Consider the following 24,467-nt stretch of genomic DNA (forward strand, 5'->3'; position numbering starts at 1 on the left):
TCCTCAGAAATCGGTCGGTGCGCCGCCTTCGGCCCTGCGTTTGTCGACAAAAGCGTTGAGTTCTTCGCGGATGGCTGGGTCCATCCAGGGCTCCTCGTAGGAGGCCAGGCGCTCCTTCCAGACGCGGTTTGCCCGCTCCACAGCCGTTGGGCTGCCTGCCTCGGCCCAGGTTTCGAAATTGCGCCAGTCGGAAATGATCGGCGAGTAGAAAGCGGTCTTGTAGCGGTCCTGGGTGTGCTGGGTGCCGAAGAAGTGGCCGCCGGGGCCGACATCACGAATGGCGTCGATGGCGAGCGCATCCTCCGACAGGTCGAGCGGTGTCAGGAATTCGGCCACCATCTGCAACAGGTCGATGTCGAGGATCATCTTTTCGTAGGAGCAGCGCAGCCCGCCCTCCAGCCATCCGGCCCCATGCAGCATGAAATTGGCGCCGCTCTGGATCGCGCCCCACAGCGAAAAGACGCTTTCATAGGCAGCCTGCGCATCGACCGCGTTGGCGGCGCATACGTTGGAAGTGCGGTAGGGGATGTTGTAACGGCGGGCCAGCTGGCCGCCGACAAGCTGTGCCTTCATGTATTCGGGCGTGCCGAAGGCGGGCGCGCCGGATTTCATGTCAACGTTGGAGGTGAAGCCGCCATAGCCGACGGGCGCGCCTTTGCGGACCATCTGGGTGAAGGCGAGACCCGACAGCGCCTCGGCGTTCTGCTGCACCAGCGCTCCGGCTATGGTGACGGGCGCCATGGCGCCCGACAAGGTGAAGGGGGTGACGATCACCACCTGGCCCATCGACGACATCTGGATGATGCCTTCCATCATCGGCACATCGAGCTTCAGCGGCGAGTTGGTGTTGATGATGGTGTAGACCGAGGGCTCCTCCATCATCTGTTCGCGTGAGATGCCGCGGGCGATCCGGGTGATCTCGATGCCGTCGACATTGCGCTCCTTTCCGAGAGAATAGATGTGGAACACCTTGTCGGTCAGCGTCGCCAGATCGCGGATGCACTCGAGATGGCGCACCGAGGGATGGATGTCCACCGGCTCGACCGGATAGCCCCCGGTTGTCTGCAGGATGTTGTGCATCTGGGCGAGCTTGAGGAAGTTGCGGAAGTCGGCCTGGTTGCCGGGGCGGCGACCACGGTCGAGATCGGAACAGTTGGGCGCCGACGCCATCTGCGACAGCACAAGATTGTTGCCGCCAAAGCGCACATTGTGGGCCGGGTTGCGGGCGTGCAGCGTGAACTCGGCCGGCGCATGCGAGATCAGCTCGAGGATCATGTCGGAATCGAAGCGGACGCGCTCGGAGCCGTCACGCACGTCGGCGCCATGCGCCTTCATGATGCGGCGCGCCTCGTCGTGCAGAACATCGACGCCGATTTCCTTCAGCACCCGCAGCGAAGCGAGATGGATTGATTCCAGCTCGTCGTCGGAGATCAGCTTGGTCGGTGTGAAGGGTATCTTGAGCTGGCGGAACGGCGGCTGCTCGAAGGCCTGGGATCCGCCGGCGCGCTTGCCGGCACGGCCACCACGACGAGCGCGATCGGAGGCAGGAGCCGGTTCGGCTGTTTGCAGGGCGACGGTCATGGAGTCCTCACGGGCAAGCTTCAGTATCGCGGGGCATAATGGACTGGGCCGGAAAGCCTTATTGCGGAGGCGGCGACCAATAGCGCGAGGGAAACGACATCGCCGATGGGACTGGACCGACGTTCTCCGATGTGGTGATGCAACACGCATGTGGCGGTCCGTCGATAGGATCGCGGCCATTCGATTCTCCTGGTGATCCGCTTTGACAACTCCGACCTCCACCGCAGCCGAAGCGCCATTGAATTGGGCGGCTCTCGGCGGCGTTACCGCGGCATTGGCGATGTTCGGCGCGGCGCAAGGGCTGAGCTACCCGCTGTTTTCGCTGCTGATGCAAAAGCAGGGCATGTCACCGGCGATGATCGGGCTGTCGGCTGCGATGATGCCGCTCGGCCTGATCACGTCAGCAGCCTTCGTGCCGGCGGCCGTGCGCCTGGTCGGCGCACGAAACCTCGCCATCGCATGCTCACTCGCCGGTGCGCTTTGTTTCCTGCTCATCGGCTACCTGCAGGACTGGGTCGCCTGGTTCGTCGTCCGCTTCATGATCGGCGTCGTCATCAACCCGCTCTACATTCTCGGCGAGGTCTGGGCGCTGTCGATGGCTCCGCCGTCGCGTCGCGGGCGGGTGATGGGGGTGTTCAACACCCTGATGGGGATGGGCTATGCCACCGGGCCGCTGGTGCTGACCATCGTCGGCACCTCGGGCTGGACGCCCTTTGCCGTGGCGATCGTGGGTTTCATCGCCTGCGCGATCATCCTGCGCATGATGTCAAATCTTTCGGGCTTCGAGGAGGATGGCCAATCGGTCGGCGGGGTGATGGGGTTTGCCGCGCTAGCGCCGGCACTGCTGTTTGCCGTGCTGGTGTCGGCGGCCAACCAGCAGAGCACCTATTCGCTGCTGCCGATCTTCGGCGCGAGCCACGGCCTGCCTGAAGCGGTGCTCGCGGCAATGCTGACGGCACTGTCGATGGGAAATATCCTGTTGCAGATCCCGCTCGGCCTCTTGGCGGAGCGTGTGGGCGGCCGCACCATGATTTTGTTCTGTGCCGGGGCCACGGCTGCCTGCGCGGTGCTGTTGCCGATGCTGATCGAGACGCGGCTCATCTGGCTGGTGCTGGTGGTGATGGGGGCGGTCGGCTACGGCGTCTACACCATGGCGCTGGTCGAGCTCGGCAGTCGCTTCAACGGCAGCCCGCTCATCGCCGGCAATGCCGCCTTTGCGCTCATGTGGGGACTGGGCGGCATCGTCGGGCCGCCAAGTTCGGGGATGGTGATGCAGGCGGCCGGGCCGATCGGGCTGCCGGTCGTGCTGGCCAGCCTGAACGTCATCCTGCTTGCCTTCGCCTTCTATCGCATGGTGCTGCGCAAGCGGACTGCGGGCTAGCGAGGGCTGCGGGCAGAATGCGCGACGGCGACAGGCACCGTCGCGCCTGAAATGGTCAGTCGGCCTTGGCGACGTGCCAGACGCCGCCCTTGCCGTCACCGGTTACGTCGCCTGCCTTCTTGTCCTGGACGAACGTATAGAGTGGCTTGCCCTCATAGGCCCACATCTTCGAGCCGTCGTCGCGGGCGACAACCGTCCACTCGCCTTCGTCCTTGGCATCGGCCGCAGCCATCAGCGGCGGCCAGTTGACCGCGCAGTCGCCATTGCAGGCCGATTTGCCGGCGCTGTCCTTGTCATAGGTGTAGAGCGTCATGCCGTTGGCGTCGGTGTACATCTTGCCACCGGCGCCTTCCGCGACCTTGGCGGGCTCGGCGGCGAAAGCGGCCACGCCGGTCAGGAACAGAACGGCGAGTGCTGTGGAAATTGTCTTCATGATGATCGCTCCCAGGAGTTCAGCCGACATGCCGGCTACACACGCAGACAACGCCTTTCCAGGGCGCTGTATTCCCGAAACCTTTTCACCGGTTGCGGATTTTCCGGCGCTTGTCGATTTGCAGAGTGCCGGGTTAGAGTGTCACCATGTGCGCTCTCAACGCCCATATTCCGCTGCGGGAGGCAGCATCGAAGCCGTCGCCGCGGACCCGGCATACGGAGCTCCTGCGCCTTTGCGCGCGCATCGGCTATTCGCCGCCGCTTGGCCTCTGAATCCGCCCCGGCAGTTGCCGGATTGATTCAAGAGGAAGGCACAAGCCCATGACCTATCAGAACTATTCGCTGAAGCAGCTTCAGCAGATCGATGCCGCGCACCATCTGCATCCGTTCACCGACCACAAGGAACTGCGCGACATCGGCTCGCGCATGATCACCCGCGCCGAAGGGCCGTTCATCTACGATTCGGAAGGGACGGAACTGCTCGACGGCATGGCCGGCCTGTGGTGCGTCAATGTCGGCTACGGCCGCACCGAACTGGCCGAGGCAGCCTATGAGCAGATGAAGGAGCTGCCCTACTACAACTCCTTCTTCAAGTGCTCGACGCCGACGCCGGTGCTGCTGTCCAAGAAACTCGCGGAACTGGCGCCAAAGAACATCAACCAGGTGTTCTATGGGTCGTCGGGCTCCGAATCCAACGACACCGCGCTGCGGCTGGTCCGCCACTACTGGGCGATCGAGGGCAAGCCCGAGAAGAACCGCATCATCTCGCGCAAGATGGCCTATCACGGCTCGACGGTTGCCGGCACCTCGCTCGGCGGCATGGACGGCATGCACCAGCAACTCGGCGGCGCCGTGCCGAACATCGTCCATGTCATGATGCCCTATGCCTACGAGTTGGCTCTGCCGGGCGAAAGCGACCACGATTTCGGCCTGCGTGCCGCCAAGTCGGTAGAGGATGCAATCCTGGAGGCTGGCGCCGAAAACGTCGCGGCCTTCATCGGCGAGCCGATCATGGGCGCCGGCGGCGTCAAGATCCCGCCGGCCAGCTACTGGCCGGAGATCCAGCGCATCTGCCGTAAGTACGACGTGCTGTTGATGCTCGACGAGGTCATCACCGGCTATGGCCGCACCGGCGAGTGGTTCGCTGCCCAGACTTTCGGTATCGAAGCGGACACCATCACCACTGCCAAGGCGCTGACTTCGGGCTACCAGCCGCTTTCGGCGCTGCTGGTCGGCGACCGGATCGCCGCGACGCTGGTCGACAAGGGCGGCGAGTTTTACCACGGCTACACCTATTCCGGTCACCCGGTCGCTTGTGCGGTGGCGCTCAAGAACCTCGAGATCATCGAACGCGAAGGACTGGTCGAACGCGTCAAGACCGACACGGGTCCGTATTTCGCCCAGATGCTCAAGCGTATTTCCGGTCACGGCCTCGTCGGCGAGGTGCGTTCGGTCGGCCTGATGGGTGCCATCGAGATCGTCAAGGACAAGGCGACCAAGGAGCGCTTTTCGCCGGTCGGCAGTGCCGCGGTCGCCGTCCGCGATCATGCCATCGCCAACGGCATGATGATGCGCGCGACGGGCGACTCGATGATCCTGTCGCCACCGCTGATCTGGACCCGCGCCACCATCGACATGGCCTGCGACCGTATTCTCAAGGCGCTCGATCTCGCCGAGCGCGACCTGAGAAAGGCCTGATCACAAGACCGGGCAGGACATGCGCCTGCCTGGCCAAACTCAGGGAATGCATGGCGACGTCGGCGACGCCTCGCTGGCCGATATGCCCGTTCGCATGTCGTTTGTACCGAGGCGTTTTCTTAGAATATGAAAATAAGCGTCTGAAAACATTACATATATGTAATGATGGCATTCATATTGAGTTCAGCCGGCGGCCGCTACTTCTCGACCTATCAACGAGAAGGAGCCTCCCAAATGAAACGCATCGTTCTTGCCGCCGTCGCCTTGTCGATGTTCGCAGCCCCGATGGCTCAAGCCCAACAGCGCTACGAGGCACCGCGCCACGGCAGCCACTACAGCCAGCAGCAAAAATGGCAGGATTATCGCAAGAAGCCGTCAAAGCGGCACTACTGGTCAAGGGGCAAGCGCGTGCCCGACTGGCAGCGCAAGCAGGCCCTTCGCGACTATCACCGCTATGGCCTCAAGCGCCCCGGTTACGGCCAGCGCTGGGTGAAGGTCGACAATGATTTCCTGTTGATCAGCGTGGCGTCGGGCATCATCGCCGCGGTGGTGGCCTCGCGCTGACGCGAGCAACCCCAATCGCAACTCGGAAAAGGGCGGTTCGTCGGGCCGCCCTTTCTCGTTCCCGCTTCGGGGAGGGCCGCAGGCTATTTCGCCTTCATTGCCGGATAGATCCGACAGATATTGGCATGTCGGTCCGTATTCCGAGGGCGCCAGTCGCCCAGGCGCGCATCTCTGGTGAAGCATCGCCGGACTTGAGGATCGATATGGCCAGCGTCGAGATATCCGCCGGTGGCTCTTTGTTGCTGGTTACGTAGGTGATGTATCCGACGACGATCGCACATCCTACCGAGACGATCGGGGGCGCGAATAACATAGTTGCCCGCGCAATTGATCGGCAGCGTTGAAGCAGGGTGGGCTTCGGAAGCTCATCCTCATCAATTTGATCAGTCATTCCACTCCTCCTGGGAGACCGCAGAATACCAAGGTAGGATATTGATCTATATTAGTTAAAATGCGGATAATGGCTTTCTCGCGCTTCCGCGCCGGTGCTCGGCTGCACTGAGCGGTCCGTTCGCGCAGAGAGGCTGAGCCGTTTCGGCTTGTTCATGACCGGGTGAGTGCTTATATTGTGCACTGCACAATAGCCTGTGCCTGCCGATTGTCGGATGGGCCAGCGTGGTTCTTGAAACCGGAGCGCATCGCATGAAGAGCAGACGGTTGACGAGGGCCTCGCGCCAATCCACGACCATTGTCGGCAATCTGATGCTGGCGCCAATGGTCATGGCAATGCGGCTGCCGATGATGGCGAGTGAAGCGCAAAGTGGTGGGATACTGCGTGGCGAGAGCCTTGCTGCCGTCACCGAGAAAACGAACGCCATGGCCGAGGGCATGGTCGCAGCGCAGATGTCCTTTTTCCACTCGGCGATGCAGTTCTGGCCAGAAGTGCTGTCAGGGCGAACGCCGTCGGTGCTGAACGGCGTGGCCGCCCAGCGTTCGGTTGCCGCGGCTCTGGGGCCGGCGAGCAAGCGCGTCAGGGCCAACTTCCGCCGGCTGGCGACCAAATCGTAGGCTGAGGCTGAACGCAAAAACCGCGCCCCGAAACGGGAACGCGGCTTTGCCACTTGAACGCATGGCCCTTCGCGACGCTTGACCCAGCGAAGGTTACTGCTCCGGTACGCAAGACCTGATCCGGAGCCCGGGGCGGCTGCGATGACCGCCCTTGCAAACCGTTTTACCCGGACATCGTTACCGCGTGGTTAGCGAGAGCTTAAGCAAACCTAAATTTTGAACTTTTTTGTCCTGGGTTGACCAGATCATGCGGAATCGCCGCGCAGGAACTTGATGATCCCCGAGAAATCTGTGCCGCCATGGCCGAGGGCGGCAAAGAGCGCGTAGAGCTGAGTTGCTTCGGCACCAAGCGGTGTCACGGCGCCAGCCTGCTGGGCGGCTTCCTGCGACAATTTGAGATCCTTGAGCATCAGGGCTGCGGCAAAGCCCGGCTGGTAGTCGCGATTGGCCGGCGAGTTGGGCACCGGACCCGGTACCGGGCAATAGGATGTCAGCGACCAGCACTGGCCGGACGACGTCGATGCGACGTCGAACAGTGCCTGGTGGGACAGACCGAGCTTTTCGGCGAGCACGAACGCCTCGGCGACACCGATCATCGAGATGCCGAGGATCATGTTGTTGCAGATCTTGGCCGCTTGTCCCGCACCGGCGTCGCCGCAATGGACGATACGCCCCGCCATCGGCTTGAGCACCGGTTCGGCCTTATCGAAGGCGGCTTGCGCGCCGCCGGCCATGAAAGTCAGCGTGCCGGCAGCCGCACCGCCGGTGCCGCCGGATACGGGCGCATCGACCGAGAGCAGGTCGTGCCTGGCTGCAATCGCATGGGCCTTGCGCGCGGAATCGACATCGATGGTCGAGGAATCGATGAGCAATGCGCCCTTCTTCAGTTTGGGCGCGATGTCTTCGTAGACCGACAGCACATGCTTGCCGGCCGGCAGCATGGTGATAACCACATCGGCGTCCTTGGCGGCCGCGACCGCATTGGCCATGACGGTGACGCCGTTGCCGCGCGCCGTTTCAAGGTGCTCCGGCATCAGGTCGAAGCCATGGACGGCATGTCCGGCCTTGACGAGGTTGGCGGCCATGGGATTGCCCATATTGCCCAAGCCGATGAAGGCGACTGTGGTCATAGAGTGGTTCCTTCCAAGCAGCGAATGGCGAGTAGTGAGTAGCGAATAGGGAAGGCGGCGCGGGTTAGCGATCTATTCGCTAATCACCATTCCCTATCTCCCAATCAAATGCCGCGCGATGATGACGCGCATGATCTCGTTGGTGCCTTCGAGGATCTGGTGGACGCGCAGGTCGCGCACCAGCTTTTCGATGCCGTAGTCGTGCAGGTAGCCGTAGCCGCCAAGCAGCTGAAGGGCATCGTTTGCAATGTTGAAGCCCGTGTCGGTGACGAGCCGCTTGGCCATGGCCGACCATTTCGACGCGTCATGCGCCTTGCGGTCTAGCTTCGACGCGGCAGCGTAGAGGAACAGGCGGGCCGCCTGGAGTTCGGTCTCCATGTCGGCGAGGCGGAACTGCAGCGCCTGGAAGCGGTCGAGGGTCTGGCCGAACGCCTTGCGTTCGGCGGTATAGGCGAGCGCCTTGTCGAGCGCCGACTGGGCGCCGCCGACCGAGCAGGCGGCAATGTTGAGCCGTCCGCCATCGAGACCGGCCATGGCGATGCCGAAGCCGGCGCCTTCGCCGGAAAGCAGGTTTTCCGCCGGAACCTTGCAGTCGTCGAAGATCACCTGGCGCGTCGACTGCATGTGCCAGCCCATCTTGTGTTCGTTGGCGCCGAAGGAGAGACCGGGCGCATCCTTAGGCACGACAAGCGTCGAGATGCCCTTCGGGCCGTCGGCGCCGGTGCGCACCATGGCGACGTAGACGTCGCTGTCGCCGGCGCCCGAGATGAACTGCTTGGTGCCGTTCAGCACGTAGTCGCTGCCATTGCCGCCGCTGCGCACGGCCTTTGTCTTCAGGGCGGCGGCATCCGAACCGGAGCCCGGCTCGGTCAGGCAGTAGCTGGCCAGCCATTCCATCGAGGTCAGCTTCGGCAGCAAGCGCTGGCGCTGCTCCTCGTTGCCGAACCGGTCGATCATCGCCGCCGCCATGTTGTGGATCGAGATGAAGGATGAAAAGCCCGGGCAGGCATGCGCCAACTGCTCGAAAACGAGCACGGCGTCGAGGCGGGTGAGGGCCGAGCCGCCGACATCTTCCTTGACATACAGGCCGCCGAAGCCGAGCTGGCCGGTCTCGCGGATGACATCTTCGGGGAAGTGCTTGGCCTTGTCCCATTCGAGGGCAAAGGGCGCGACTTTTTCGGCGGCAAAACTGCCCGCCATTTCGCGGATGGCCAGCTGATCTTCGTTGAGTTCGAATTGACCGGCAGTCGCATCGATTGCGGCGTCCATGTCGGCCTCCCTGTCGTTTTTTGGCTATGCGCGACGTTCAATCTAGACCAATGATGCCGCCGCGCAACCCGACGAATACCGCGAAGCGGCTGTGCGGAATTTCGACAGCGAGGGCACTTGTGGCGACTTTTTTGAAGGATGGATCCGTCACTTTCAGCATCCTGCGCGGGCGAGCCTGACCATGGCCAAGGCGATCATGCTCCAGGGCACCGGCTCCGATGTCGGCAAGACCGTTCTGGTTGCCGGCCTGTGCCGCGCGGCACGCAATCGCGGGCTCAGCGTCCGGCCGTTCAAGCCGCAGAACATGTCCAACAATGCTGCCGTCGCCGACATTCCGGGCGAGGCGGGCGGCGGCGAGATCGGCCGCGCCCAATGGCTGCAGGCGATCGCCTGCGGGGTCAAGCCGTCGATCCACATGAACCCGGTGCTGCTCAAGCCGCAAAGCGATATCGGCAGCCAGGTGGTGGTGCAGGGCAAGGTTTTCGGGCACGCCAAGGCGCGCGACTATCAGGAACTGAAGCCGAAGCTGATGGGCGCCGTTCTCGATTCGTGGGCCAAGCTGGGCGAGGGGGCGGATCTGGTCATCGTCGAGGGTGCCGGCTCGCCTGCCGAGATCAACCTGCGCCCGCGCGACATTGCCAACATGGGATTCGCCACGCGCGCCAACGTGCCGGTGATCCTCGTCGGCGACATCGACCGCGGCGGCGTGATCGCATCGGTCGCCGGCACGCACCTCATCCTGCCGGAAGAAGACCGGCGCATGATCGTCGGCTACCTGATCAACAAGTTTCGCGGCGACGCCAGCCTGTTCGACGACGGCATCACGGCGATCGAAGGTTTCACCGGCTGGCGCTGTTTCGGCGTCGTGCCGTGGCTCAAGGCGGCGGCTCTGCTGCCGTCGGAGGATTCGGTCATCCTCGAACGGTTGGCCGGCGGCGAAAAGCGGGCGCTCAAGGTTGCCGTGCCGATGCTCGGGCGCATCGCCAATTTCGACGACCTCGACCCGCTGCGCGCCGAGCCGCAGGTAGAGGTGGTGTTCGTGCCGCCGGGACAGCGCTTGCCCGAAGATGCCGGACTGGTTGTCATACCCGGTTCGAAGTCGACCATCGGCGATCTGCTGCTGTTCCGCGAAAACGGCTGGGATCGCGATCTCGAGGCGCATCACAGGCGTGGCGGCCATGTCGTCGGCATTTGCGGCGGTTACCAGATGCTGGGCCGTGTCGTGTACGACCCCTCGGGAATCGAGGGCAGTGTCACGGAAGCGCAGGGCCTGGGCCTGCTCGACGTCGAGACGGTGATGGAGCCGGAGAAGACAGTACGCAATGTCGAGGCGTATTCGGTGCGCTACGGTGAGCCGCTTTCGGGTTACGAAATCCATCTCGGGCGAACGACGGGTCCTGATTGCGTCAGGCCCACCGCCGTCATCAGCGGCGTCGACGACGGCGCGACCTCGGCCGACGGCAAGGTGTTCGGCACCTATCTGCATGGCCTGTTCGGCGCCGACGGCTTTCGCGGGCGTTTCCTTCAAAGCCTTGGCATCAGGGGCGGCGGCATCGACTATCGCGCCGAGGTCGAACGCGCTTTGGACGAGATTGCCGAACATCTCGAACGGCATCTCGACTGCGACGCGATCTTCGCCGCCGCGCGCTGACTGGCGCTATTTGGCCGGGGCGTCAACCTTCGGCCAATAGGTGCCGAAGCACCACACATTGCCTTCGGGGTCGCGGCAGATGAATTCGCGGCTGCCGTAGTCGCGGTTGGTCATCTCCTGGAGGATGACCGCACCTGCGGTCTTTGCCCTGATGTAGACCGCGTCGGCGTCTTCGGTCGCGACATAGACGGACTTGCCGCCGTTCTGACCAGGTTCGCCAACGATGGTGCCGTAGTCATCCGGGCGCGACGAGCCGATCATGACCATCGACGAACCGAGGGCGAGTTCGGCATGGCCGACGTCTTCGCCGCTCATGTATCTGGCATGGACGGCGAAACCGAAGGCCTCGCTTAGCCAGCCGATCATCCCGGCGGCGTCCTTGTAGCGGAGAGTGGGGAAGATCCTTTGAACTTCGGGAGTGGGCATCTTGCGCCTCCTGCGTGGCGGATTGAACGACAACCCACTCTGGCGAAGACCAGTTCCACCGTATTGAACAAATGTTACCGGCTCAGTTGAGCTTTTGGAGCAGCGCTGTTGGTGTTGTTCCTGACAGCTCGCGGAATTCGCGCACCAGATGCGCTTGGTCGGCATAGCCGCATTCGGCAGCCAGGTCGGCCCAGTCGATTTGGTCCGCATTGCGCGCCAGGCGTGCCGTGCGATCAAATCTGACGATGCGTGCGACCGCCTTCGGGCCGATGCCGACTTGGTCGGCAAATCGCGCTGCCAGATGTTTGCGGCTGCATCCGATCTCGCTGGCGATGGCTGCAATGCGGATACGTCCGCCGCTCGACGTGATTTTCGCCATGGCCCAGGCAATCTCGGCCGCCGGCGAAGCCGTGATCGCCAAACGCTCGACTATGTAGCTCTCGACAAGGTCCAGACGCCGATGCCAGCCCGTTTCCTGGCCGAGCCTTTCGCGTAGTGCATTGCCGTCCGGGCCGAGCACCTCATCGAGTGTCACCATCCGGTCGGCGAGTTCGTGCATCGGGATGCCGAAGAAGCGACGGGCGCCGAGCGGGGTGAAATTGACCTGGACGCAGCACGACCGGCCAAAGGAATCGATGACCACCGGACCGGTGTGAAGACCCGAGGCAAAGCTGGCATAGCGGTCATTGTCTCCAGGCGCCTGGCTCAGGCCGATAGCGAACGGCTCGCCGAAGCTGATGACAAGCGGCACCGTCAGCGAGGCTGCCTCGCTCTGCCTGACATAGACAGGGACGAGTTCGCGAAAGCCGATGAGATCGGTGACGACGCCCGCAAGCGATCGTGACGGAGTGCGCCGCACCATCTCGAACTGCCCGGTGGAGTGATCCGCCGATGCATTCGTCGGCGCTTGGCTGTTTGCCATGGCTCCTGGCTCCGCTGAGGCGAAGCAACGTACTCCAGCGGCAGGTGGCGGTCAAAACGGGTCAGAATCCTACCATCACCCGCAGAGGGTTGGTTGGGTCGATGAGCAGGCGGATGGCGAGTGCAACGCAGGTGCAGACCAGGAGTGGCTTGATCAGCTTGGCGCCGCTGCGCATCGCCATGTGGGCGCCGAGCCGTGCGCCGAGAAACTGCGCTGCGCCCATCATCAGCCCGATCTTCCAGTACACGGCACCGACAAGGGCAAAGGCGAACAAGCCGCCGATGTTGGAGGCGAAATTCAACAGTTTGGTGTGGGCAGTGGCCTTGAGTATGCCGTAGCCGGCAAGCGACACGAAAGCGAGCATGAAGAACGAGCCGGTGCCGGGGCCGAAAACGCCGTCGTAGAAGCCGATTGCCGGCACCACCGTCACGCCGAACAGGAACGGCGCCATGCGCTCGGTGCGGTCGACGTCGCCCATGTTCGGCTTGAAGGCGAAGTAGAGCGCGATAGCCACCAGCAGGACCGGCATGAAAGCGCGCAGGATGTCCCCGGGCAGCACCGTTGCCAGCAATGCGCCGAATATCGAACCGATGCAGGACATGGCAGCGGCGGGCAATTGCTTGCGGATGTCGACATGGCCCTTGGCGGCGTAGGAGATGGTCGCAGAGCCCGATCCGAACAGCGATTGCAGCTTGTTGGTGCCGAGCGCCGTGACGGGCGGGAGGCCGGCCAGCAGCAGCGCCGGAATGGTGATCAGGCCGCCGCCGCCGGCAATGGAATCGATGAAGCCGGCAATGAACGCCGCGACCGTCAGGAGCAGGATCGTTTCGGTGGCTATTTCGAACATCGGCGCGGGCTCTGCCTGGAGGGAGCCGCCTTCGACCACAGTGAACCCGCTTGCGCAATAGCGGCCCAGAATCAGCTGCAGCTTGGCTGTTGGGCCACGTGTTTTTCGCCGCCATTTGTTCTATATCGGACACGACAACTGCCTCGACGGAAGGGATTCGCATGGCGACGGGATTGCTGACCCAGATTCGTACGCTGTTCGAAGGCGACCCGGGGGTGCGCAAGGTCGCCGACGATCCGGTGCTTTCGGCCGAACTGCTTTTGCTTTTCCGCATGATCCTGGCGGACGGCGTAGCCAGCGACAGCGAGATGATCGCATTTCGCCGGATTTGTACCCAGGCTTTCGGCATCGCCGAACAGAGCATCGACGCTGTCATCGAGTATCTCAACGAATTCGGCTACGAGACCAACGGCTCGCAGGCGATTGCGATGTTCCGCGATCTCGATGTCGAGCGGCGCAGGCAACTGGCACGGCACATGGCCGATATCGCCAAGGCCGACGCCCACCTGGCGGAAAACGAGGTCAAGCTCTTGCGCCGTACGCTCGATCTGCTTGGCATCAGCCCGGTCGACGTGGTGAAGCCGGCGACATAATGCCTGCCAACCGGCGGCTCAACCCTGTTCTTGCAGGCGCCGTGCAATCGCCCTGTGCAGATCGGGCGCTGCGGAAACTAGAGCCTGCGCCGCTTCCGATGCGGGGTGGCTGAGCACATCCGAAGTCTTGCCGCGCTCGACGATCCGCCCTTCATGCATGACCAGTACGTCGTCGGTGATGGCGCGGGCCACGGTCAAATCGTGGGTGATGAACAGATAGGCGACGCCGAGCTTCTGGTTGAGCTCTGCGAACAGGTCGAGGATCTGGGCGCGGATCGATACATCGAGCGCCGATACCGGCTCGTCGGCGACGACCAGCTTCGGCCGGGTGATGATGGCGCGCGCAATCGACAGGCGCTGGCGCTGGCCGCCGGAAAATTCGTGCGGGTATTTCTCCATGTCGGACCGGCTGAGGCCGACCTCGTGCAGCGCGCGCGCCACCATGTCGCGGCGCTCCTTGCGGTCGGGACGACGTTCCAGAAGGTGCAGGGGCTCGGCGACCAGCCGTTCGACCGTATGGCGCGGATCGAAGGAACCGTAGGGATCCTGGAACACCACCTGCATGTTGCGGCGCGGCCGCCGCAGTTCCGCCTCGCTGCGCCCGGCGATGTCCATGCCGCGAAACTTGATGGCGCCCGAGGTCGGCACGTCGAGCGCCAGGATCATGCGGGCAAGGGTGGATTTGCCACAGCCCGAGCGCCCGACGAGCGCCACCGACGCGCCGGGCTTCATCGTCAGCGAGACATTGTCCACCGCGCGTACCGGTTCCGGCCTGGAAAACAGCGATCGGCGCGTGCCGGGATAGTCGCGCGTGACATTTGCGACGTCGAGCAGGTTTTCAGTGCCGGTCTCGTCCCCGTGCGGCCTGACCCGAGCCGGAACATGGGTGGAAGCAAGAGCGAGTTGGCGCGTGTAGGGATGGGTGGCTTCCGAAAGTGTGCGGGCCGTGTCGCCACTTTCCATTACCGCGCCCTGGCGCAGGATGGTGATCCGGTCCGCCATCTCGGTGACAACGGCAAGGTCGTGCGAGATGAACAGCAAGCTCATCTTGTTTTCGCTGACCAATTCCTTGAGCAGGTCGAGGATCTGGGCTTGCAGAACCACGTCGAGCGCGGTCGTCGGCTCGTCGGCGATCAGCAGCTTCGGCATAAGGGCGCAGGCGATCGCAATTGCCACGCGCTGGCGCTGGCCGCCGGACAGTTCGTGCGGATAGCGCGACAGCGCAAATTTCTGCTCGGGCAGGCCGACGCGGTCGAGGATCTTCCTGGCGCGCTCCTCAGCCTCTGCGCGGCTGGCCCTGGTGTGCCAGCGGATGCCTTCGGCGACCTGTTCGCCGATGGTCTTGACCGGATTGAGCGCGGTCATAGGCTCCTGGAACACCATGCCGATGTCATCGCCGCGTAGGGCGCACATCTGCGGTTCGGTCGCGCCGAGGATGTCGATGCCGTTGAAGGTGATGCGCCCCTTCATCTGGGCATAGTCGGGCGTGAGCCGCATGACGGCAAGCGCCGTCATCGACTTGCCCGAACCGGATTCCCCGACGAGCCCCAGTACCTCGCCGGGGGCAATGGACAGGTCGATGTCCTTCAGCACCGACTGGCTGCCGATCTTCAGCGACAGTTTTTCGATCTCGAGCAGGCTCATGGCCGGTGTCTCGCGCGCGGATCGAAGATGTCGGAAATGCCGTCGCCGAGCAGGTTGAGCCCGAGAACGGTAAGCAGGATGGCGCAGCCGGGGAACAGGGCGAGCCAGGGCGCTACGATCATCACCGTCTGGGCGTCGAACAGCATGCGGCCCCAACTCGGCATCGGCGGCTGCGTGCCGAGCCCGACATAGGACAGGGCGGCCTCGGCAAGGATGCCGAGCGCGAACTGGATGGTGCCCTGGACCAGCAGCAGATTGGCGATGTTGGGAATGATGTGCTCGACGGTGATGCGCGCCTTGCCCTTGCCGGCAGCACGGGCGGCAAGAATGTACTCGCGAGGCCAGATCGAGAGCGCACCGGCGCGGGCGACGCGGGCAAAGACCGGAATGTTGAAGATGCCGATGGCAATGATGGCGTTGATGGCGCTGGGGCCGAAGACAGCCGTGATCATGATCGCCGACAAAAGGGCAGGGAAGGCAAAGACGAGGTCGTTGAAGCGCATCAGCGCCTCGTCGATCCAGCCGCCGCGGGCCGCGGCCCAGCAGCCGAGCGGAACGCCGACGCCCATGCCGATGCCGACGGCGACGAGGGCGACGGCGATCGAATTGCGCGCGCCGATCATGATCATCGACAGCACGTCGCGGCCGAAGTGGTCGGTGCCGAACCAGTGGGCGGAGGAAGGCGGCTGCATGCGGTCGGCGACGATCAGCCTGGTGACGTCGAAGGGCGTCCAGAAGAACGAGACGAGCGCCATGGCCGCGACGACCAAGGTGATGAACAGGCCGATGACGAAGGAGCGGTTGGCAAATGCCCTGCCGGCGAGGGCGCCAAGGGTCGATGGGTTGCCTGGAGCCGTGCCGCTCATTGCCGGGCCCTCAGGCGGGGATCGACCAGCGCGTAAGAGAGGTCGACGAGCAGGTTCACGACGACTACGGCGGCGACGAGCAGCATGACCACGCTTTCGACCACGATCAGGTCGCGCTGGGTGATCGCCTGGAACACGAGGCGCCCAAGGCCGGGCAAATAGAAGACGTTCTCGATGATGATGGTGCCGGCAAGCAGGAAGGCAAATTGCAGGCCCATGATGGTCAGCACGGGAATCAGCGCGTTTCGCAAGGCATGCCGCCACATCACCGCGCGCATCGGCATGCCCTTGGCGCGGGCCGTGCGGATGTAGTCCTCGCCGAGCACCTCGACCAGGGCTGCACGGGTGACACGGGCAAGGATCGCTGCCTGCGGCAATGCGAGCGCCACCGCGGGCAGGACCAGCGCCTTGAGCGCAGGCCAGGCACCGGCTCCCCAGCCGGGAAAGCCGCCTGCCGGAACCAGCCGCAACCAGACGGCGAAGACATAGACCAACAGCAGCGCGAACCAGAAATTCGGCATCGCGACGCCGATCTGCGCCACCGCCATGGCTGCGGTGTCGCCGGCTCGACCACGACGCGCGGCGGCAAACAGCCCAATGGGAATGGCAATGAGCGTCGACAGCGCGAGTGCGATGATCGCCAGCGGAAAGGAGACGACGACGCGCTCCTTGACCAGGTCGATGACGGGAACCGAATAGGTGTAGGATTTGCCGAAATCCAGCGACAGCAGGCCCCGCGCCCAATCGAGATAGCGTACGATCAGCGGCTGGTTGAGCCCCATCTGGTCGCGCAGCAACTCGACCTGCGCTTCGCTGGCATTCATGCCGAGCATCACGCGAGCCGGGTCGCCCGGAACCACCTCCAGCATCAGGAACACCACGACCGAGGCGACCACGAGGGTCGCAGCACCGATCAGCAGGCGTTTGAGCAGATAGGCGGTCATGGGCTCAAACTGCCCGAGAAAACGCCGCTCCGAAAGCTCGCAAGGGTTGCGGAGCGGCTGAGTTCACAGGGTTCTTGTTAGTCGGCCCACTTGACCTTGGTCAGGTCGTTGGCCTGGATCGGAGAGTTCTCCCAAAGGCCTTCGACCTTGGCGTCCCAGATGCCGACCTTAGGCAATTCGAATAGGAAGCCGTTGACCGCATCGTCGGCGAGGATCTTCTGCGCCTGCTCGTAAAGCTCGGCGCGCTTGGCCTCGTCAGAAGTCAGGTTGAGCTCGTCGATGACCTTGTTGAAGGCCGGGTTGTCGTAATTGAAGTAGTAGTCCTTGCGGGCGTAGATATCGATGTCGTTGGGCTCGGTATGCGAGACGATCGACAGATCGTAATCCTTGTCGGTGAACACCTGCTTGAGCCAGTCGGCCCATTCGACCGGGATGATCTGCAGATCGATGCCGATCTCGCGCAGCTGCGAGGCGACGATCTCGCCGCCCTGGCGGGCATAGCCGACCGGCGGCAGCTTGAGCGTTGCCTTGAAGCCATCGGGAAGTCCGGCCTCCTTGAGCAGTTCCTTGGCCTTGGCGACATCGTGCGGATAGGTGCCGGTGAGGTCGACATAGGCCGGGTTGTGCGGCGCAAAGTGCGAACCGATCGGCGTGCCGAGGCCGCCCGTGGCGCCGTCGATCAGCGCCTTGCGGTCGAGCGCATGGGCAATCGCCTGGCGCACCTTGAGATTGTCGAAGGGCGGCCGCTTGTTGTTGGTCGAGAGCACCGTTTCGCCCTCGGTGGTGCCGATGACGACCTTGAAGCGCGGGTCGGCCTTGACCTGGGCGAGCGCGTCGCCGAGCGCGAAATTGGGCAGCGCCTGCACGTCGCCGGAAAGCAGGGCAGGGATCGCCGCGGCAGCATCGGGGATGATGCGGAACTCGGCCTTGTCCAGCGCGACCGGATCGCCCCAGTAGCCGTCGGCCTTGACCAGCGTGATCGACGAGCCCTTGGCCCAGTTCTGGAACTTGAACGGCCCGGTGCCGACAGGCTTTTCCTTGTTGTTCTCGGCCGTCTCCGGCGCCACGATGACGGCGTCGCCCCAGCCGAGGTTGTAGAGGAACGAGCCGAGCGGGTTCTTCAGCGTCACCTTGACGGTCGCGGGGTCGACCACTTCGACACTGTCGATTGGCGCGAACAGGCCCTTCTGGGCGTTGACCGAGGTCTCGCCACGGGCGCGGTCGAGTGAGAATTTCACGTCGGAGGCGTCAAAGTCGCTGCCGTCGTGGAACTTCACCCCCGAGCGCAGCTTGAACGTGTAGGTCTTGCCGTCGTCGGAAATCGTCCAGCTTTCGGCAAGGTCGGGCAGCACTTCGCCACGCGAACCGATCCGGGTCAGGCCTTCGAAGACGTTGGCGTAAAGCACTTCGTCGATGGCTGCGGCGGCACCGGCGGTCGGGTCGAGGTGAGGCGGCTCCAGCGGCATGCCAAGCACAAGATCCGTGCGCGCGGCCATTGCGGCGGTGCTGGACGCCAGCGCCAGCGCTGCAGCTGCCAGGATGGTTTTCCACTGCTTCATGCTCAGATCTCCCCGCTTCATTTCGACCCGCCGGATAGAAGCGCGATTTTCCGGCCGAGTAAATCAAGTTTGTTGCAATTGCAGCGGCGCTGCCGAATTGAATTTTTCCCGGCGGCGTGCCCGAGCGTTGCTTGCTCGTTCAGCCGTTGAACTGGCCACGCAGCAAGACGTTGAGCCCGATTGCCATCACCTTTGCCGATTGCACCATGTCATCTATGCCGACCCACTCGTCGGGCCGGTGCGCGAGGTCGAGAATACCGGGGCCATAGGCGATGCAATCGTACAGGTGGCCGATACGGGCGACGTGCTTCTGATCGTAGGTGCCGGGCGAGATGACGTATTCCGGCTCCTTGTCGAAGATCTCGCGGATGCCTTTGGCGATGGCCGAGGCAACCGGCGCATCGCGCTCGGTCATCAGCGGCTGGACCTCCATGATGTCGCGGATCTCGTAGTCGAATTTTTTCCGCTCGCGCTTCAGGCGATCGAGAATGCTTGTGACTTCGCCCTTCACGTCGAGGATGTTCTCCTCGAGCAGGAAACGCCGGTCGATGGTCAGCCGGCAGGAATCGGGCACGTTGGGCGAAGGCAGGCCGGGGCGGAAATCGTCGGTCTGGCCGCCATGGATGGAGTTGATGTTCATGGTCGAACGCCGCGCACCCTCCGGCACCACCGGCATGCGCGTGGTCTTGCGATCAAGCGCAGGGAATAGCTCCTGCTCGAAGGCTTCGAGCACGGCGCCCATGTGGCGAACGGCACAATCACCTAGGAACGGCATCGAGCCGTGCGCGATCTCGCCCTTGGTCTCGATCTCGGCCCACCAGACGCCGCGATGGCCGAGGCAGATCCGATCCTTGTTGAGCGGTTCGGGGATGATGACATGGTCGACCTTGGGCTGCGAGAAATAGCCCTTGCCGGCGAGATAGGCGACGCCGCCGAAACCGCCCGATTCCTCGTCGACCGTGCCTGATATCTCGATGGCGCCGGGGAAATCCGGGTTCACGTCCATGAACGCTTCCGCCGCGATGATCGAGGCAGCGAGCCCGCCCTTCATGTCGCAGGCGCCACGGCCATAGACGCGACCGTCGCGGATGACCCCTGCGAAGGGATCGACGGTCCAGCCTTCGCCGGCTTCGACGACGTCGATATGCGAGTTGAAATGAACCGTCTGGCCACGCGAACGGCCGTCGAAGCGGGCGACGACGTTAATGCGGGGATAGCGCTCGGTATCGCCGGGTGTGCCCTCGGCACGGATGTATTCGATACCAAAACCGCGCTTGGCGAGACGCGCGCCGAGGAACTCGGCACAGGGACGATAAGCGTCGCCGGGCGGATTGATGGTGGGAAAGCGGATCAATTCGGCCGTGAGCGCGGCCAGTTCGTCGCGGCGGTCGTCTATGATCTTGAAAAGCTTGTCATACATGCGTTCGACACGAACCCGATTTGCCTGTCGATTACAGTCTTGCGCATCCGCGCAAACGTGTCGAGCGCGCCGACTGCCCGGAAACCGGGCAGCCGGACTTGGGAGGGGCGCTAGGGACGAACGGCCGTGACTTCGATTTCGACCAGCCAGCCGGGAGCGACGAGGCCGGCGACCTGCATCACCGAGCGAGCCGGCAGGTTGGGCTGTTCCTTGGTGCCGAAGAACTGGACGTAGCCTTCCATGAAGCCGCCGAAATCCATCTTGCCGCCCTTGTCGGGGTCGCCGACCAGGAAAACCTGCATCTTGACCACGTCGCCCATCTTCAGGCCGAGGCCGTCTAGCGTCTTTTCGATCGACTTCAGGACCGATTCGGTCTGGGTCTTGGTGTTGCCATAGGCGGCGAGGCTGCCTTTTTCGGCCTTTTCGTCGACGACGGACGGCACCGCGCCGCTGACATAGACAGTCGTCTTGCCCGCCGGCACCTCGACTGCCTGGGCGATCGGGAAGTCCGAATTCGGGTTTTTGTGGCGCAAGACATCCTGGGCCATCGCGCTTCCGCCGAGGAAAAGGCCAGCCGCAAGCACAGCGGCGCCGATCCGCATCTTTGTCATCTCTTTCTCCTTTTGCCGCATGGAAATGGAGCAGTCGGCAGGATCACCGGCTGCCTTGGACGGGTCAGAGAATCGCTCCAACCTGTTGAACAGGCATCATCAAGGGTCGATTCTGGCGATGATGTGTCAGCGCGAGCCGGCAACGTCCTCGGCCGTTACCGCATCCTTGTAGTCGTTGCCGAAATTGGTCCGGACATAGTTGACCACCGCGGCGACCTGATCGTCGCTCATCATCTTGCCGACCGGAGGCATGCCTTTGAGGCCATGCAGGATGACGAAGACCGGGTAGCCGCCGGCCTCCAGGTTCACGTTCTTGGCGAGGGCCGGGTACTTGCCGGCGCCGACCGCGCCCTGGCCCTGGTCCATGTGACAGGCCTGGCAGACATTGGCGTACAGTTCCTGGCCGGTCTTTTCGGAGAAATTGTCGCCGTCGCTGAATGTGGCGCCGGCCGAATCGGCCAGTGCCACCGTGGCAGAGAAAGCCGTGACGAGGGCGGTTGCGGCCACCAGGCCGAGTGAGTGCTTGGGTTGCTGGGTCATATTGGCATGCCTTGCGAAAACGAGGGGTGAGGGACAAACGGCATGGCCGTCATCCCGCGACTACACGTTGATGCAGCCTGGTGATGGCATCGAGCGACGACAGGATCGCGCCCTCCATCCACGCCGGGATGTAGGAGGCATGCTCGCCGGCCAACACGATGCGCCCGTCGATCTGGCACAGGTTGTCGTAGTGCTCCTTGCGCGCTTCTTCGGTCCAGTCGCCGGCGCAGCCGAGGGTGAAGGGCGAACGGTGCCAGGCCATCGAGATGCCGTTCTCGAACTCGTCCTTGTATTGCGGGTGGATCATCGTGCCGTATTCGACGGCACGCTTGACGCGCTCCTCGGGCGCCATCGAGGTGAACTCGTAGGAGTGCGGCCCATTCCAGGTGTAGGCGCCGAGCAGCACGCCCTTGCCATTGGTGTTGAAGCTGGTGCTCGGATAGGAGATCTGGGTGATCGGCAGGTCGGTATAGCTGACGCCGCCGAAGATCAGTTCGTCCTGTTCCCAGAAGCGGCGCTTGAACTGCAGACCGACCTTGACCGACGAGGCATAGGGTACCGCCTCGATGGCTGCCTGCATCGGTGCGCCGACATTGATCTCGATCTGGCTGAGGATGGTCAGCGGAATGGTGCAGATGCACCAGTCGGCCTTTTCCTCGGCCGTCGTGCCGGGTTTTTGCACGTCCTCGTAGGTGACGGTCACGCCCTTTTCGTCCTGATGGATCTTGGAGACCTTGGCGTTGTAGGTGATGAGATCGCCGACCTCCTTGGTGAAGGCCTTGCCGATCATGTCGATGCCGCCGACCGGCTGGAACATGGTCGTCTGGAATTCGTAGAGCGCGAAGTTGGCGAGGCTGCCCCACAGGCCCGAACTCAGGATGTCGGTCAGCGCAATGGGATCGCTCGGCACAGGTGCCGCGCCGAGGCCGCCGCCGGGATCCTTGGCGAAGCCGCGGAATTCGGAAGTCGCAATGCTCTTTGTATAGGCATAGTCCTTGTCGAGTGCGCCCCAGGAGCGCAGCGCCTCGACCAGCATCTCCTGGTCTTCCTTGGTGACGCCGCCCTCGAGCTTGCCGGTATGGGCGACCTTGGCCAGCAATTCCGAAACGTGGCCCTGGAAGTCGATCTTGATGTCGCGCACGCGCTGCGGCTTGCCGCCGAACGCCTTGGACGAATGCAGGAAGGCGTTGTGATTGAGCTGCTGGAACGGCTCCAGCGTGACGCCGAGGCGGCGGCAATAGGCCAGAAGCCCGTTGTGATGGTAGGGGATACGCCACGGTCCGGGATTGATGTAGAGCCCTTCGTCGAATTCGCATTTCTGCGTCGCACCGCCGAGTTCGGTATAGCTGTCGCCGCCACGCAGCGTCCAGTTACGGCCGCCCGACCTGTTGTTGTATTCGAGGATCTTGACCTTGTATCCGGCCTGGCGAAGCTCGAGCGCGGCCGTCATGCCGGCAAGGCCGGCGCCCAGGATGAGCACGGTGGCGCCCTTCGGATCGCCTTCCAGCTTGACCGGTCCCTTGTAGCCGGATTCAACGGCCAGCCCGAGGCTGGTCATGGCCTGATACATGGCGGCCGAGCCTGCTGTCAGGCCGATCAACGACAGCAGGTTGCGCCTGCTCATACCGCTAAAATATTGGGATGATTGCATTTTCGAGATCCTCCGGGCGACGGTCCGATGTCGGCCGCACGTTATCCGGCTGGAGCACGATGGAACCTCGCTCCAGCTGCAGGGGCGAGCCTATGCCCATGCATGGGCGTGTCAACTGGGCCAGACCGGGGTGGCGATAGGGGCTGGCGGCATGCCATGGGAAGTCGGCGAAGAGCGTTTTCGTCGCCCCTGGCAATGCCCGTTTCGGGCGCCACTCGCTCTCATGTTGTATATTTACCAACCGTACAACTTTTCATGCTCCCATCTTCGTTAGGGCAGAAAAAACTGCCGGACAGGGGAGTGTACGACAGATGTACAAGGCGCTCTTCGTTGCCGCCGCTTTGGCTCTTGCTGGACTTCCGGCGCAGGCACTCGCCGATGTTCTTGTCGCCAGGGTCAACGTCTCGAGCCAGACCATGACGGTCAGCATGGGCGGGCGGGTGATCCACCAATGGCCGGTGTCGACGGCGCGCAGGGGGTATGTCACGCCGCGCGGCAGTTGGCGGCCCAAGCGCCTGCACCGGATCTGGTACTCACAGAAATATGACAACTCGCCGATGCCCTATTCGGTCTTCTACAATGGCGGCTATGCCATCCACGGCACTGGCGCTGTACGCCAACTCGGCCGGCCGGCATCGCATGGCTGCGTCCGGTTGCAGACAGCCAACGCCGCCAGGTTCTATGCCTTGGTCAAGGAAGTTGGCGCGCGCAATACGAGGATCGTCGTCACCAATTAGGATGCTGTCGTTTCAAGCAGTCTGTGGCTTATGTTGCGGATTTGCCGCACAGGAGGCCCAAATGTGCTTTGCAAGTCGGCAAGATCATACTCATTTTCTCGACTGCCTGCTAATGTGACTGCAACTCAGGCTGGAATTTCTTTCGAGGGGATTTCATGAAACGGGTTCTGGCGGCAGCTTTCCTGGCGCTCACTTCTTCCGCAGCATTCGCAGCAGATGTCGTTCAGCCCATCGTAGAGGAGCCAGTTGTTGCTGGCCCACGCGTCTCCGGACATGTCGAAGCCTATCTCGGCGGGATTTGGCTCGACGCTGACGGCGGCAACCTGGATGGTTGGGTTGCCGGCGGTGCCGCAAGATTGAATTATCCGATCGATGCGCGCTGGAACATCCAGGGCGACCTCTTTGCCGACGGGCTGTGGATCGATGAAGGCGACGCGAACAGCTATGGCGGCGCGTTGCATGCCTACTGGCGCGATCCCAGCCGCTTCGCGGTAGGCGCCTTTGCCACTATCAACGGCTATGGTGGCGATACCGGACCAACAGATCTCTATAGTTTCACGGTCGGCCCGGAAGCTCAGGTCTATTTCGACAACGTGACCCTGTATGGACAGGCTTATTATGGCCAGTTGCGCCAATCCGGCTTCTCCGAGCACGCCGACATCTGGGGCGTTCGCGGTGTGGCGCGCTACTTTGCGCAGCCAAATCTGCGGTTTGATGGCGAAATCGGCTATCGGTCGGTCGATCTTCCGGGCGCGGAAGGTGACACGGTAACACTTGCCCTGCAGGGCAACTACCGCTTTGACAACACCCCCTGGACAGTGTTTGGCCGTTACCAGTTCGATCACCTCAGCACATCCAGTGATGTCAATATTCACAAGCTGGTTCTTGGCATCCGCGCCACATTCGGTGCCGATACGCTGCTGGACGAGGACCGCAATGGCGCGACGATGGATACGCAGCGGTCGAGCTATCTGTTCTTCTAGACCCCATTTC

At 63.1% G+C, this 24,467-nt stretch carries 24 protein-coding genes; 8 read left to right on the forward strand and 16 right to left on the reverse strand.

From position 1 onward, the window contains the following. Window positions 1-3: 3 nt before the first annotated feature. A complete protein-coding gene (locus CO731_RS15045) occupies window positions 4-1,581 on the reverse strand; it encodes a trimethylamine methyltransferase family protein (protein WP_108607814.1) in 1,578 nt (525 codons plus the stop codon). Between the two features lie 280 nt (window positions 1,582-1,861). Here CO731_RS15045 and CO731_RS15050 point away from each other — a divergent pair, with 280 nt between their 5' ends. Then, complete coding sequence (locus CO731_RS15050; RefSeq protein ID WP_108607815.1) at window positions 1,862-2,962, forward strand: MFS transporter; 1,101 nt, start codon at window positions 1,862-1,864, stop codon at window positions 2,960-2,962. A gap of 55 nt (window positions 2,963-3,017) precedes the next feature. Here CO731_RS15050 and CO731_RS15055 read toward each other — a convergent pair whose 3' ends face one another. After that, entirely contained in the window at window positions 3,018-3,395 is a 378-nt protein-coding gene (locus CO731_RS15055; protein WP_108609858.1) for a hypothetical protein, read from the reverse strand. 320 nt (window positions 3,396-3,715) lie between these two features. Here CO731_RS15055 and CO731_RS15060 point away from each other — a divergent pair, with 320 nt between their 5' ends. Both CO731_RS15060 and CO731_RS15065 read left to right on the forward strand, forming a co-directional pair. After that, the gene (locus CO731_RS15060; protein WP_108607816.1) at window positions 3,716-5,092 is read left to right on the forward strand and encodes an aspartate aminotransferase family protein; all 1,377 of its coding nucleotides are present in this window, start codon (window positions 3,716-3,718) and stop codon (window positions 5,090-5,092) included. Window positions 5,093-5,326: 234 nt separating this feature from the next. Continuing rightward, entirely contained in the window at window positions 5,327-5,656 is a 330-nt protein-coding gene (locus tag CO731_RS15065) for an RcnB family protein (protein ID WP_108607817.1), read from the forward strand. A 94-nt stretch (window positions 5,657-5,750) separates the two neighbouring features. Here the strand turns inward: CO731_RS15065 and CO731_RS15070 are convergent, their stop codons facing one another. Further along, window positions 5,751-6,047 (reverse strand): hypothetical protein, encoded by a 297-nt coding sequence (locus CO731_RS15070; RefSeq protein ID WP_108607818.1) that lies wholly within the window; start codon window positions 6,045-6,047, stop codon window positions 5,751-5,753. Window positions 6,048-6,298: 251 nt separating this feature from the next. Here CO731_RS15070 and CO731_RS15075 point away from each other — a divergent pair, with 251 nt between their 5' ends. Beyond that, on the forward strand, window positions 6,299-6,664 hold the full coding sequence (locus tag CO731_RS15075; RefSeq protein WP_108607819.1) for a hypothetical protein: 366 nt from the start codon (window positions 6,299-6,301) through the stop codon (window positions 6,662-6,664). A gap of 245 nt (window positions 6,665-6,909) precedes the next feature. Here CO731_RS15075 and mmsB read toward each other — a convergent pair whose 3' ends face one another. Further along, the gene (gene mmsB, locus CO731_RS15080) at window positions 6,910-7,815 is read right to left on the reverse strand and encodes a 3-hydroxyisobutyrate dehydrogenase (protein ID WP_343061701.1); all 906 of its coding nucleotides are present in this window, start codon (window positions 7,813-7,815) and stop codon (window positions 6,910-6,912) included. Window positions 7,816-7,887: 72 nt separating this feature from the next. Then, complete coding sequence (locus CO731_RS15085) at window positions 7,888-9,063, reverse strand: isobutyryl-CoA dehydrogenase (RefSeq protein WP_108607821.1); 1,176 nt, start codon at window positions 9,061-9,063, stop codon at window positions 7,888-7,890. Window positions 9,064-9,244: 181 nt separating this feature from the next. On the opposite strand from CO731_RS15085, the gene CO731_RS15090 reads away from it, so the two are divergent. Then, the gene (locus CO731_RS15090; RefSeq protein WP_108607822.1) at window positions 9,245-10,714 is read left to right on the forward strand and encodes a cobyric acid synthase; all 1,470 of its coding nucleotides are present in this window, start codon (window positions 9,245-9,247) and stop codon (window positions 10,712-10,714) included. Window positions 10,715-10,720: 6 nt separating this feature from the next. Here CO731_RS15090 and CO731_RS15095 read toward each other — a convergent pair whose 3' ends face one another. The 3 genes from CO731_RS15095 to CO731_RS15105 form a co-directional block, all read right to left on the reverse strand. Beyond that, window positions 10,721-11,140, reverse strand: coding sequence for a VOC family protein (locus tag CO731_RS15095; RefSeq protein ID WP_108607823.1), 420 nt, complete (start codon window positions 11,138-11,140; stop codon window positions 10,721-10,723). Window positions 11,141-11,222: 82 nt separating this feature from the next. Then, the gene (locus CO731_RS15100; RefSeq protein WP_108607824.1) at window positions 11,223-12,062 is read right to left on the reverse strand and encodes a helix-turn-helix transcriptional regulator; all 840 of its coding nucleotides are present in this window, start codon (window positions 12,060-12,062) and stop codon (window positions 11,223-11,225) included. Between the two features lie 61 nt (window positions 12,063-12,123). Then, window positions 12,124-12,909 (reverse strand): TSUP family transporter, encoded by a 786-nt coding sequence (locus CO731_RS15105; RefSeq protein WP_108609859.1) that lies wholly within the window; start codon window positions 12,907-12,909, stop codon window positions 12,124-12,126. Between the two features lie 161 nt (window positions 12,910-13,070). Here CO731_RS15105 and CO731_RS15110 point away from each other — a divergent pair, with 161 nt between their 5' ends. Further along, window positions 13,071-13,502 carry a TerB family tellurite resistance protein gene (locus tag CO731_RS15110; protein ID WP_108607825.1) on the forward strand — a complete coding sequence of 144 codons (432 nt, stop codon included), beginning with the start codon at window positions 13,071-13,073 and terminating at the stop codon, window positions 13,500-13,502. A gap of 18 nt (window positions 13,503-13,520) precedes the next feature. Here the strand turns inward: CO731_RS15110 and CO731_RS15115 are convergent, their stop codons facing one another. The 8 genes from CO731_RS15115 to CO731_RS15150 all read right to left on the reverse strand — a co-directional run bounded on the left by CO731_RS15115 (window position 13,521) and on the right by CO731_RS15150 (window position 22,737). After that, window positions 13,521-15,146, reverse strand: coding sequence for a dipeptide ABC transporter ATP-binding protein (locus tag CO731_RS15115; RefSeq protein ID WP_108607826.1), 1,626 nt, complete (start codon window positions 15,144-15,146; stop codon window positions 13,521-13,523). Then, the gene (locus tag CO731_RS15120) at window positions 15,143-16,012 is read right to left on the reverse strand and encodes an ABC transporter permease (RefSeq protein WP_108607827.1); all 870 of its coding nucleotides are present in this window, start codon (window positions 16,010-16,012) and stop codon (window positions 15,143-15,145) included. The genes CO731_RS15115 and CO731_RS15120 overlap by 4 nt, the downstream gene beginning before the upstream one ends. Continuing rightward, window positions 16,009-16,956 (reverse strand): ABC transporter permease, encoded by a 948-nt coding sequence (locus CO731_RS15125; RefSeq protein ID WP_108607828.1) that lies wholly within the window; start codon window positions 16,954-16,956, stop codon window positions 16,009-16,011. Before CO731_RS15125 ends, CO731_RS15120 begins: the two co-directional genes overlap by 4 nt. Before the next feature lie 77 nt (window positions 16,957-17,033). After that, window positions 17,034-18,515 carry an ABC transporter substrate-binding protein gene (locus tag CO731_RS15130; protein ID WP_108607829.1) on the reverse strand — a complete coding sequence of 494 codons (1,482 nt, stop codon included), beginning with the start codon at window positions 18,513-18,515 and terminating at the stop codon, window positions 17,034-17,036. Window positions 18,516-18,654: 139 nt separating this feature from the next. Continuing rightward, window positions 18,655-19,935 carry an acetylornithine deacetylase/succinyl-diaminopimelate desuccinylase family protein gene (locus CO731_RS15135; RefSeq protein ID WP_108607830.1) on the reverse strand — a complete coding sequence of 427 codons (1,281 nt, stop codon included), beginning with the start codon at window positions 19,933-19,935 and terminating at the stop codon, window positions 18,655-18,657. Window positions 19,936-20,045: 110 nt separating this feature from the next. Continuing rightward, complete coding sequence (locus CO731_RS15140) at window positions 20,046-20,546, reverse strand: RidA family protein (RefSeq protein ID WP_108609860.1); 501 nt, start codon at window positions 20,544-20,546, stop codon at window positions 20,046-20,048. Between the two features lie 126 nt (window positions 20,547-20,672). Beyond that, window positions 20,673-21,086: a cytochrome c gene (locus CO731_RS15145; RefSeq protein WP_108607831.1), complete on the reverse strand. Its 414-nt coding sequence runs from the start codon at window positions 21,084-21,086 to the stop codon at window positions 20,673-20,675. Between the two features lie 49 nt (window positions 21,087-21,135). Continuing rightward, on the reverse strand, window positions 21,136-22,737 hold the full coding sequence (locus CO731_RS15150; protein ID WP_245439363.1) for a flavin monoamine oxidase family protein: 1,602 nt from the start codon (window positions 22,735-22,737) through the stop codon (window positions 21,136-21,138). 311 nt (window positions 22,738-23,048) lie between these two features. On the opposite strand from CO731_RS15150, the gene CO731_RS15155 reads away from it, so the two are divergent. Then, a complete protein-coding gene (locus tag CO731_RS15155) occupies window positions 23,049-23,474 on the forward strand; it encodes a L,D-transpeptidase (RefSeq protein WP_108607833.1) in 426 nt (141 codons plus the stop codon). A 155-nt stretch (window positions 23,475-23,629) separates the two neighbouring features. Continuing rightward, on the forward strand, window positions 23,630-24,457 hold the full coding sequence (locus CO731_RS15160) for a hypothetical protein (RefSeq protein WP_108607834.1): 828 nt from the start codon (window positions 23,630-23,632) through the stop codon (window positions 24,455-24,457). The last annotated feature ends 10 nt before the right edge of the window (window positions 24,458-24,467 follow it).

The organism is Aminobacter sp. MSH1 (assembly GCF_003071665.1).
Lineage (GTDB): Bacteria > Pseudomonadota > Alphaproteobacteria > Rhizobiales > Rhizobiaceae > Aminobacter > Aminobacter niigataensis.

Excerpts from the sequence above, each read along its gene's own strand:
- CO731_RS15045 (WP_108607814.1), bottom strand. The coding sequence starts at position 1,581 with ATGACCGTCGCCCTGCAAACAGCCGAACCGGCTCCTGCCTCCGATCGC.
- CO731_RS15050 (WP_108607815.1), top strand. The coding sequence starts at position 1,862 with ATGTTCGGCGCGGCGCAAGGGCTGAGCTACCCGCTGTTTTCGCTGCTG.
- CO731_RS15055 (WP_108609858.1), bottom strand. The coding sequence starts at position 3,395 with ATGAAGACAATTTCCACAGCACTCGCCGTTCTGTTCCTGACCGGCGTG.
- CO731_RS15060 (WP_108607816.1), top strand. The coding sequence starts at position 3,716 with ATGACCTATCAGAACTATTCGCTGAAGCAGCTTCAGCAGATCGATGCC.
- CO731_RS15065 (WP_108607817.1), top strand. The coding sequence starts at position 5,327 with ATGAAACGCATCGTTCTTGCCGCCGTCGCCTTGTCGATGTTCGCAGCC.
- CO731_RS15070 (WP_108607818.1), bottom strand. The coding sequence starts at position 6,047 with ATGACTGATCAAATTGATGAGGATGAGCTTCCGAAGCCCACCCTGCTT.
- CO731_RS15075 (WP_108607819.1), top strand. The coding sequence starts at position 6,299 with ATGAAGAGCAGACGGTTGACGAGGGCCTCGCGCCAATCCACGACCATT.
- CO731_RS15085 (WP_108607821.1), bottom strand. The coding sequence starts at position 9,063 with ATGGACGCCGCAATCGATGCGACTGCCGGTCAATTCGAACTCAACGAA.
- CO731_RS15090 (WP_108607822.1), top strand. The coding sequence starts at position 9,245 with ATGGCCAAGGCGATCATGCTCCAGGGCACCGGCTCCGATGTCGGCAAG.
- CO731_RS15095 (WP_108607823.1), bottom strand. The coding sequence starts at position 11,140 with ATGCCCACTCCCGAAGTTCAAAGGATCTTCCCCACTCTCCGCTACAAG.
- CO731_RS15100 (WP_108607824.1), bottom strand. The coding sequence starts at position 12,062 with ATGGCAAACAGCCAAGCGCCGACGAATGCATCGGCGGATCACTCCACC.
- CO731_RS15105 (WP_108609859.1), bottom strand. The coding sequence starts at position 12,909 with ATGTTCGAAATAGCCACCGAAACGATCCTGCTCCTGACGGTCGCGGCG.
- CO731_RS15110 (WP_108607825.1), top strand. The coding sequence starts at position 13,071 with ATGGCGACGGGATTGCTGACCCAGATTCGTACGCTGTTCGAAGGCGAC.
- CO731_RS15115 (WP_108607826.1), bottom strand. The coding sequence starts at position 15,146 with ATGAGCCTGCTCGAGATCGAAAAACTGTCGCTGAAGATCGGCAGCCAG.
- CO731_RS15120 (WP_108607827.1), bottom strand. The coding sequence starts at position 16,012 with ATGAGCGGCACGGCTCCAGGCAACCCATCGACCCTTGGCGCCCTCGCC.
- CO731_RS15125 (WP_108607828.1), bottom strand. The coding sequence starts at position 16,956 with ATGACCGCCTATCTGCTCAAACGCCTGCTGATCGGTGCTGCGACCCTC.
- CO731_RS15130 (WP_108607829.1), bottom strand. The coding sequence starts at position 18,515 with ATGAAGCAGTGGAAAACCATCCTGGCAGCTGCAGCGCTGGCGCTGGCG.
- CO731_RS15135 (WP_108607830.1), bottom strand. The coding sequence starts at position 19,935 with ATGTATGACAAGCTTTTCAAGATCATAGACGACCGCCGCGACGAACTG.
- CO731_RS15140 (WP_108609860.1), bottom strand. The coding sequence starts at position 20,546 with ATGACAAAGATGCGGATCGGCGCCGCTGTGCTTGCGGCTGGCCTTTTC.
- CO731_RS15145 (WP_108607831.1), bottom strand. The coding sequence starts at position 21,086 with ATGACCCAGCAACCCAAGCACTCACTCGGCCTGGTGGCCGCAACCGCC.
- CO731_RS15150 (WP_245439363.1), bottom strand. The coding sequence starts at position 22,737 with ATGCAATCATCCCAATATTTTAGCGGTATGAGCAGGCGCAACCTGCTG.
- CO731_RS15155 (WP_108607833.1), top strand. The coding sequence starts at position 23,049 with ATGTACAAGGCGCTCTTCGTTGCCGCCGCTTTGGCTCTTGCTGGACTT.
- CO731_RS15160 (WP_108607834.1), top strand. The coding sequence starts at position 23,630 with ATGAAACGGGTTCTGGCGGCAGCTTTCCTGGCGCTCACTTCTTCCGCA.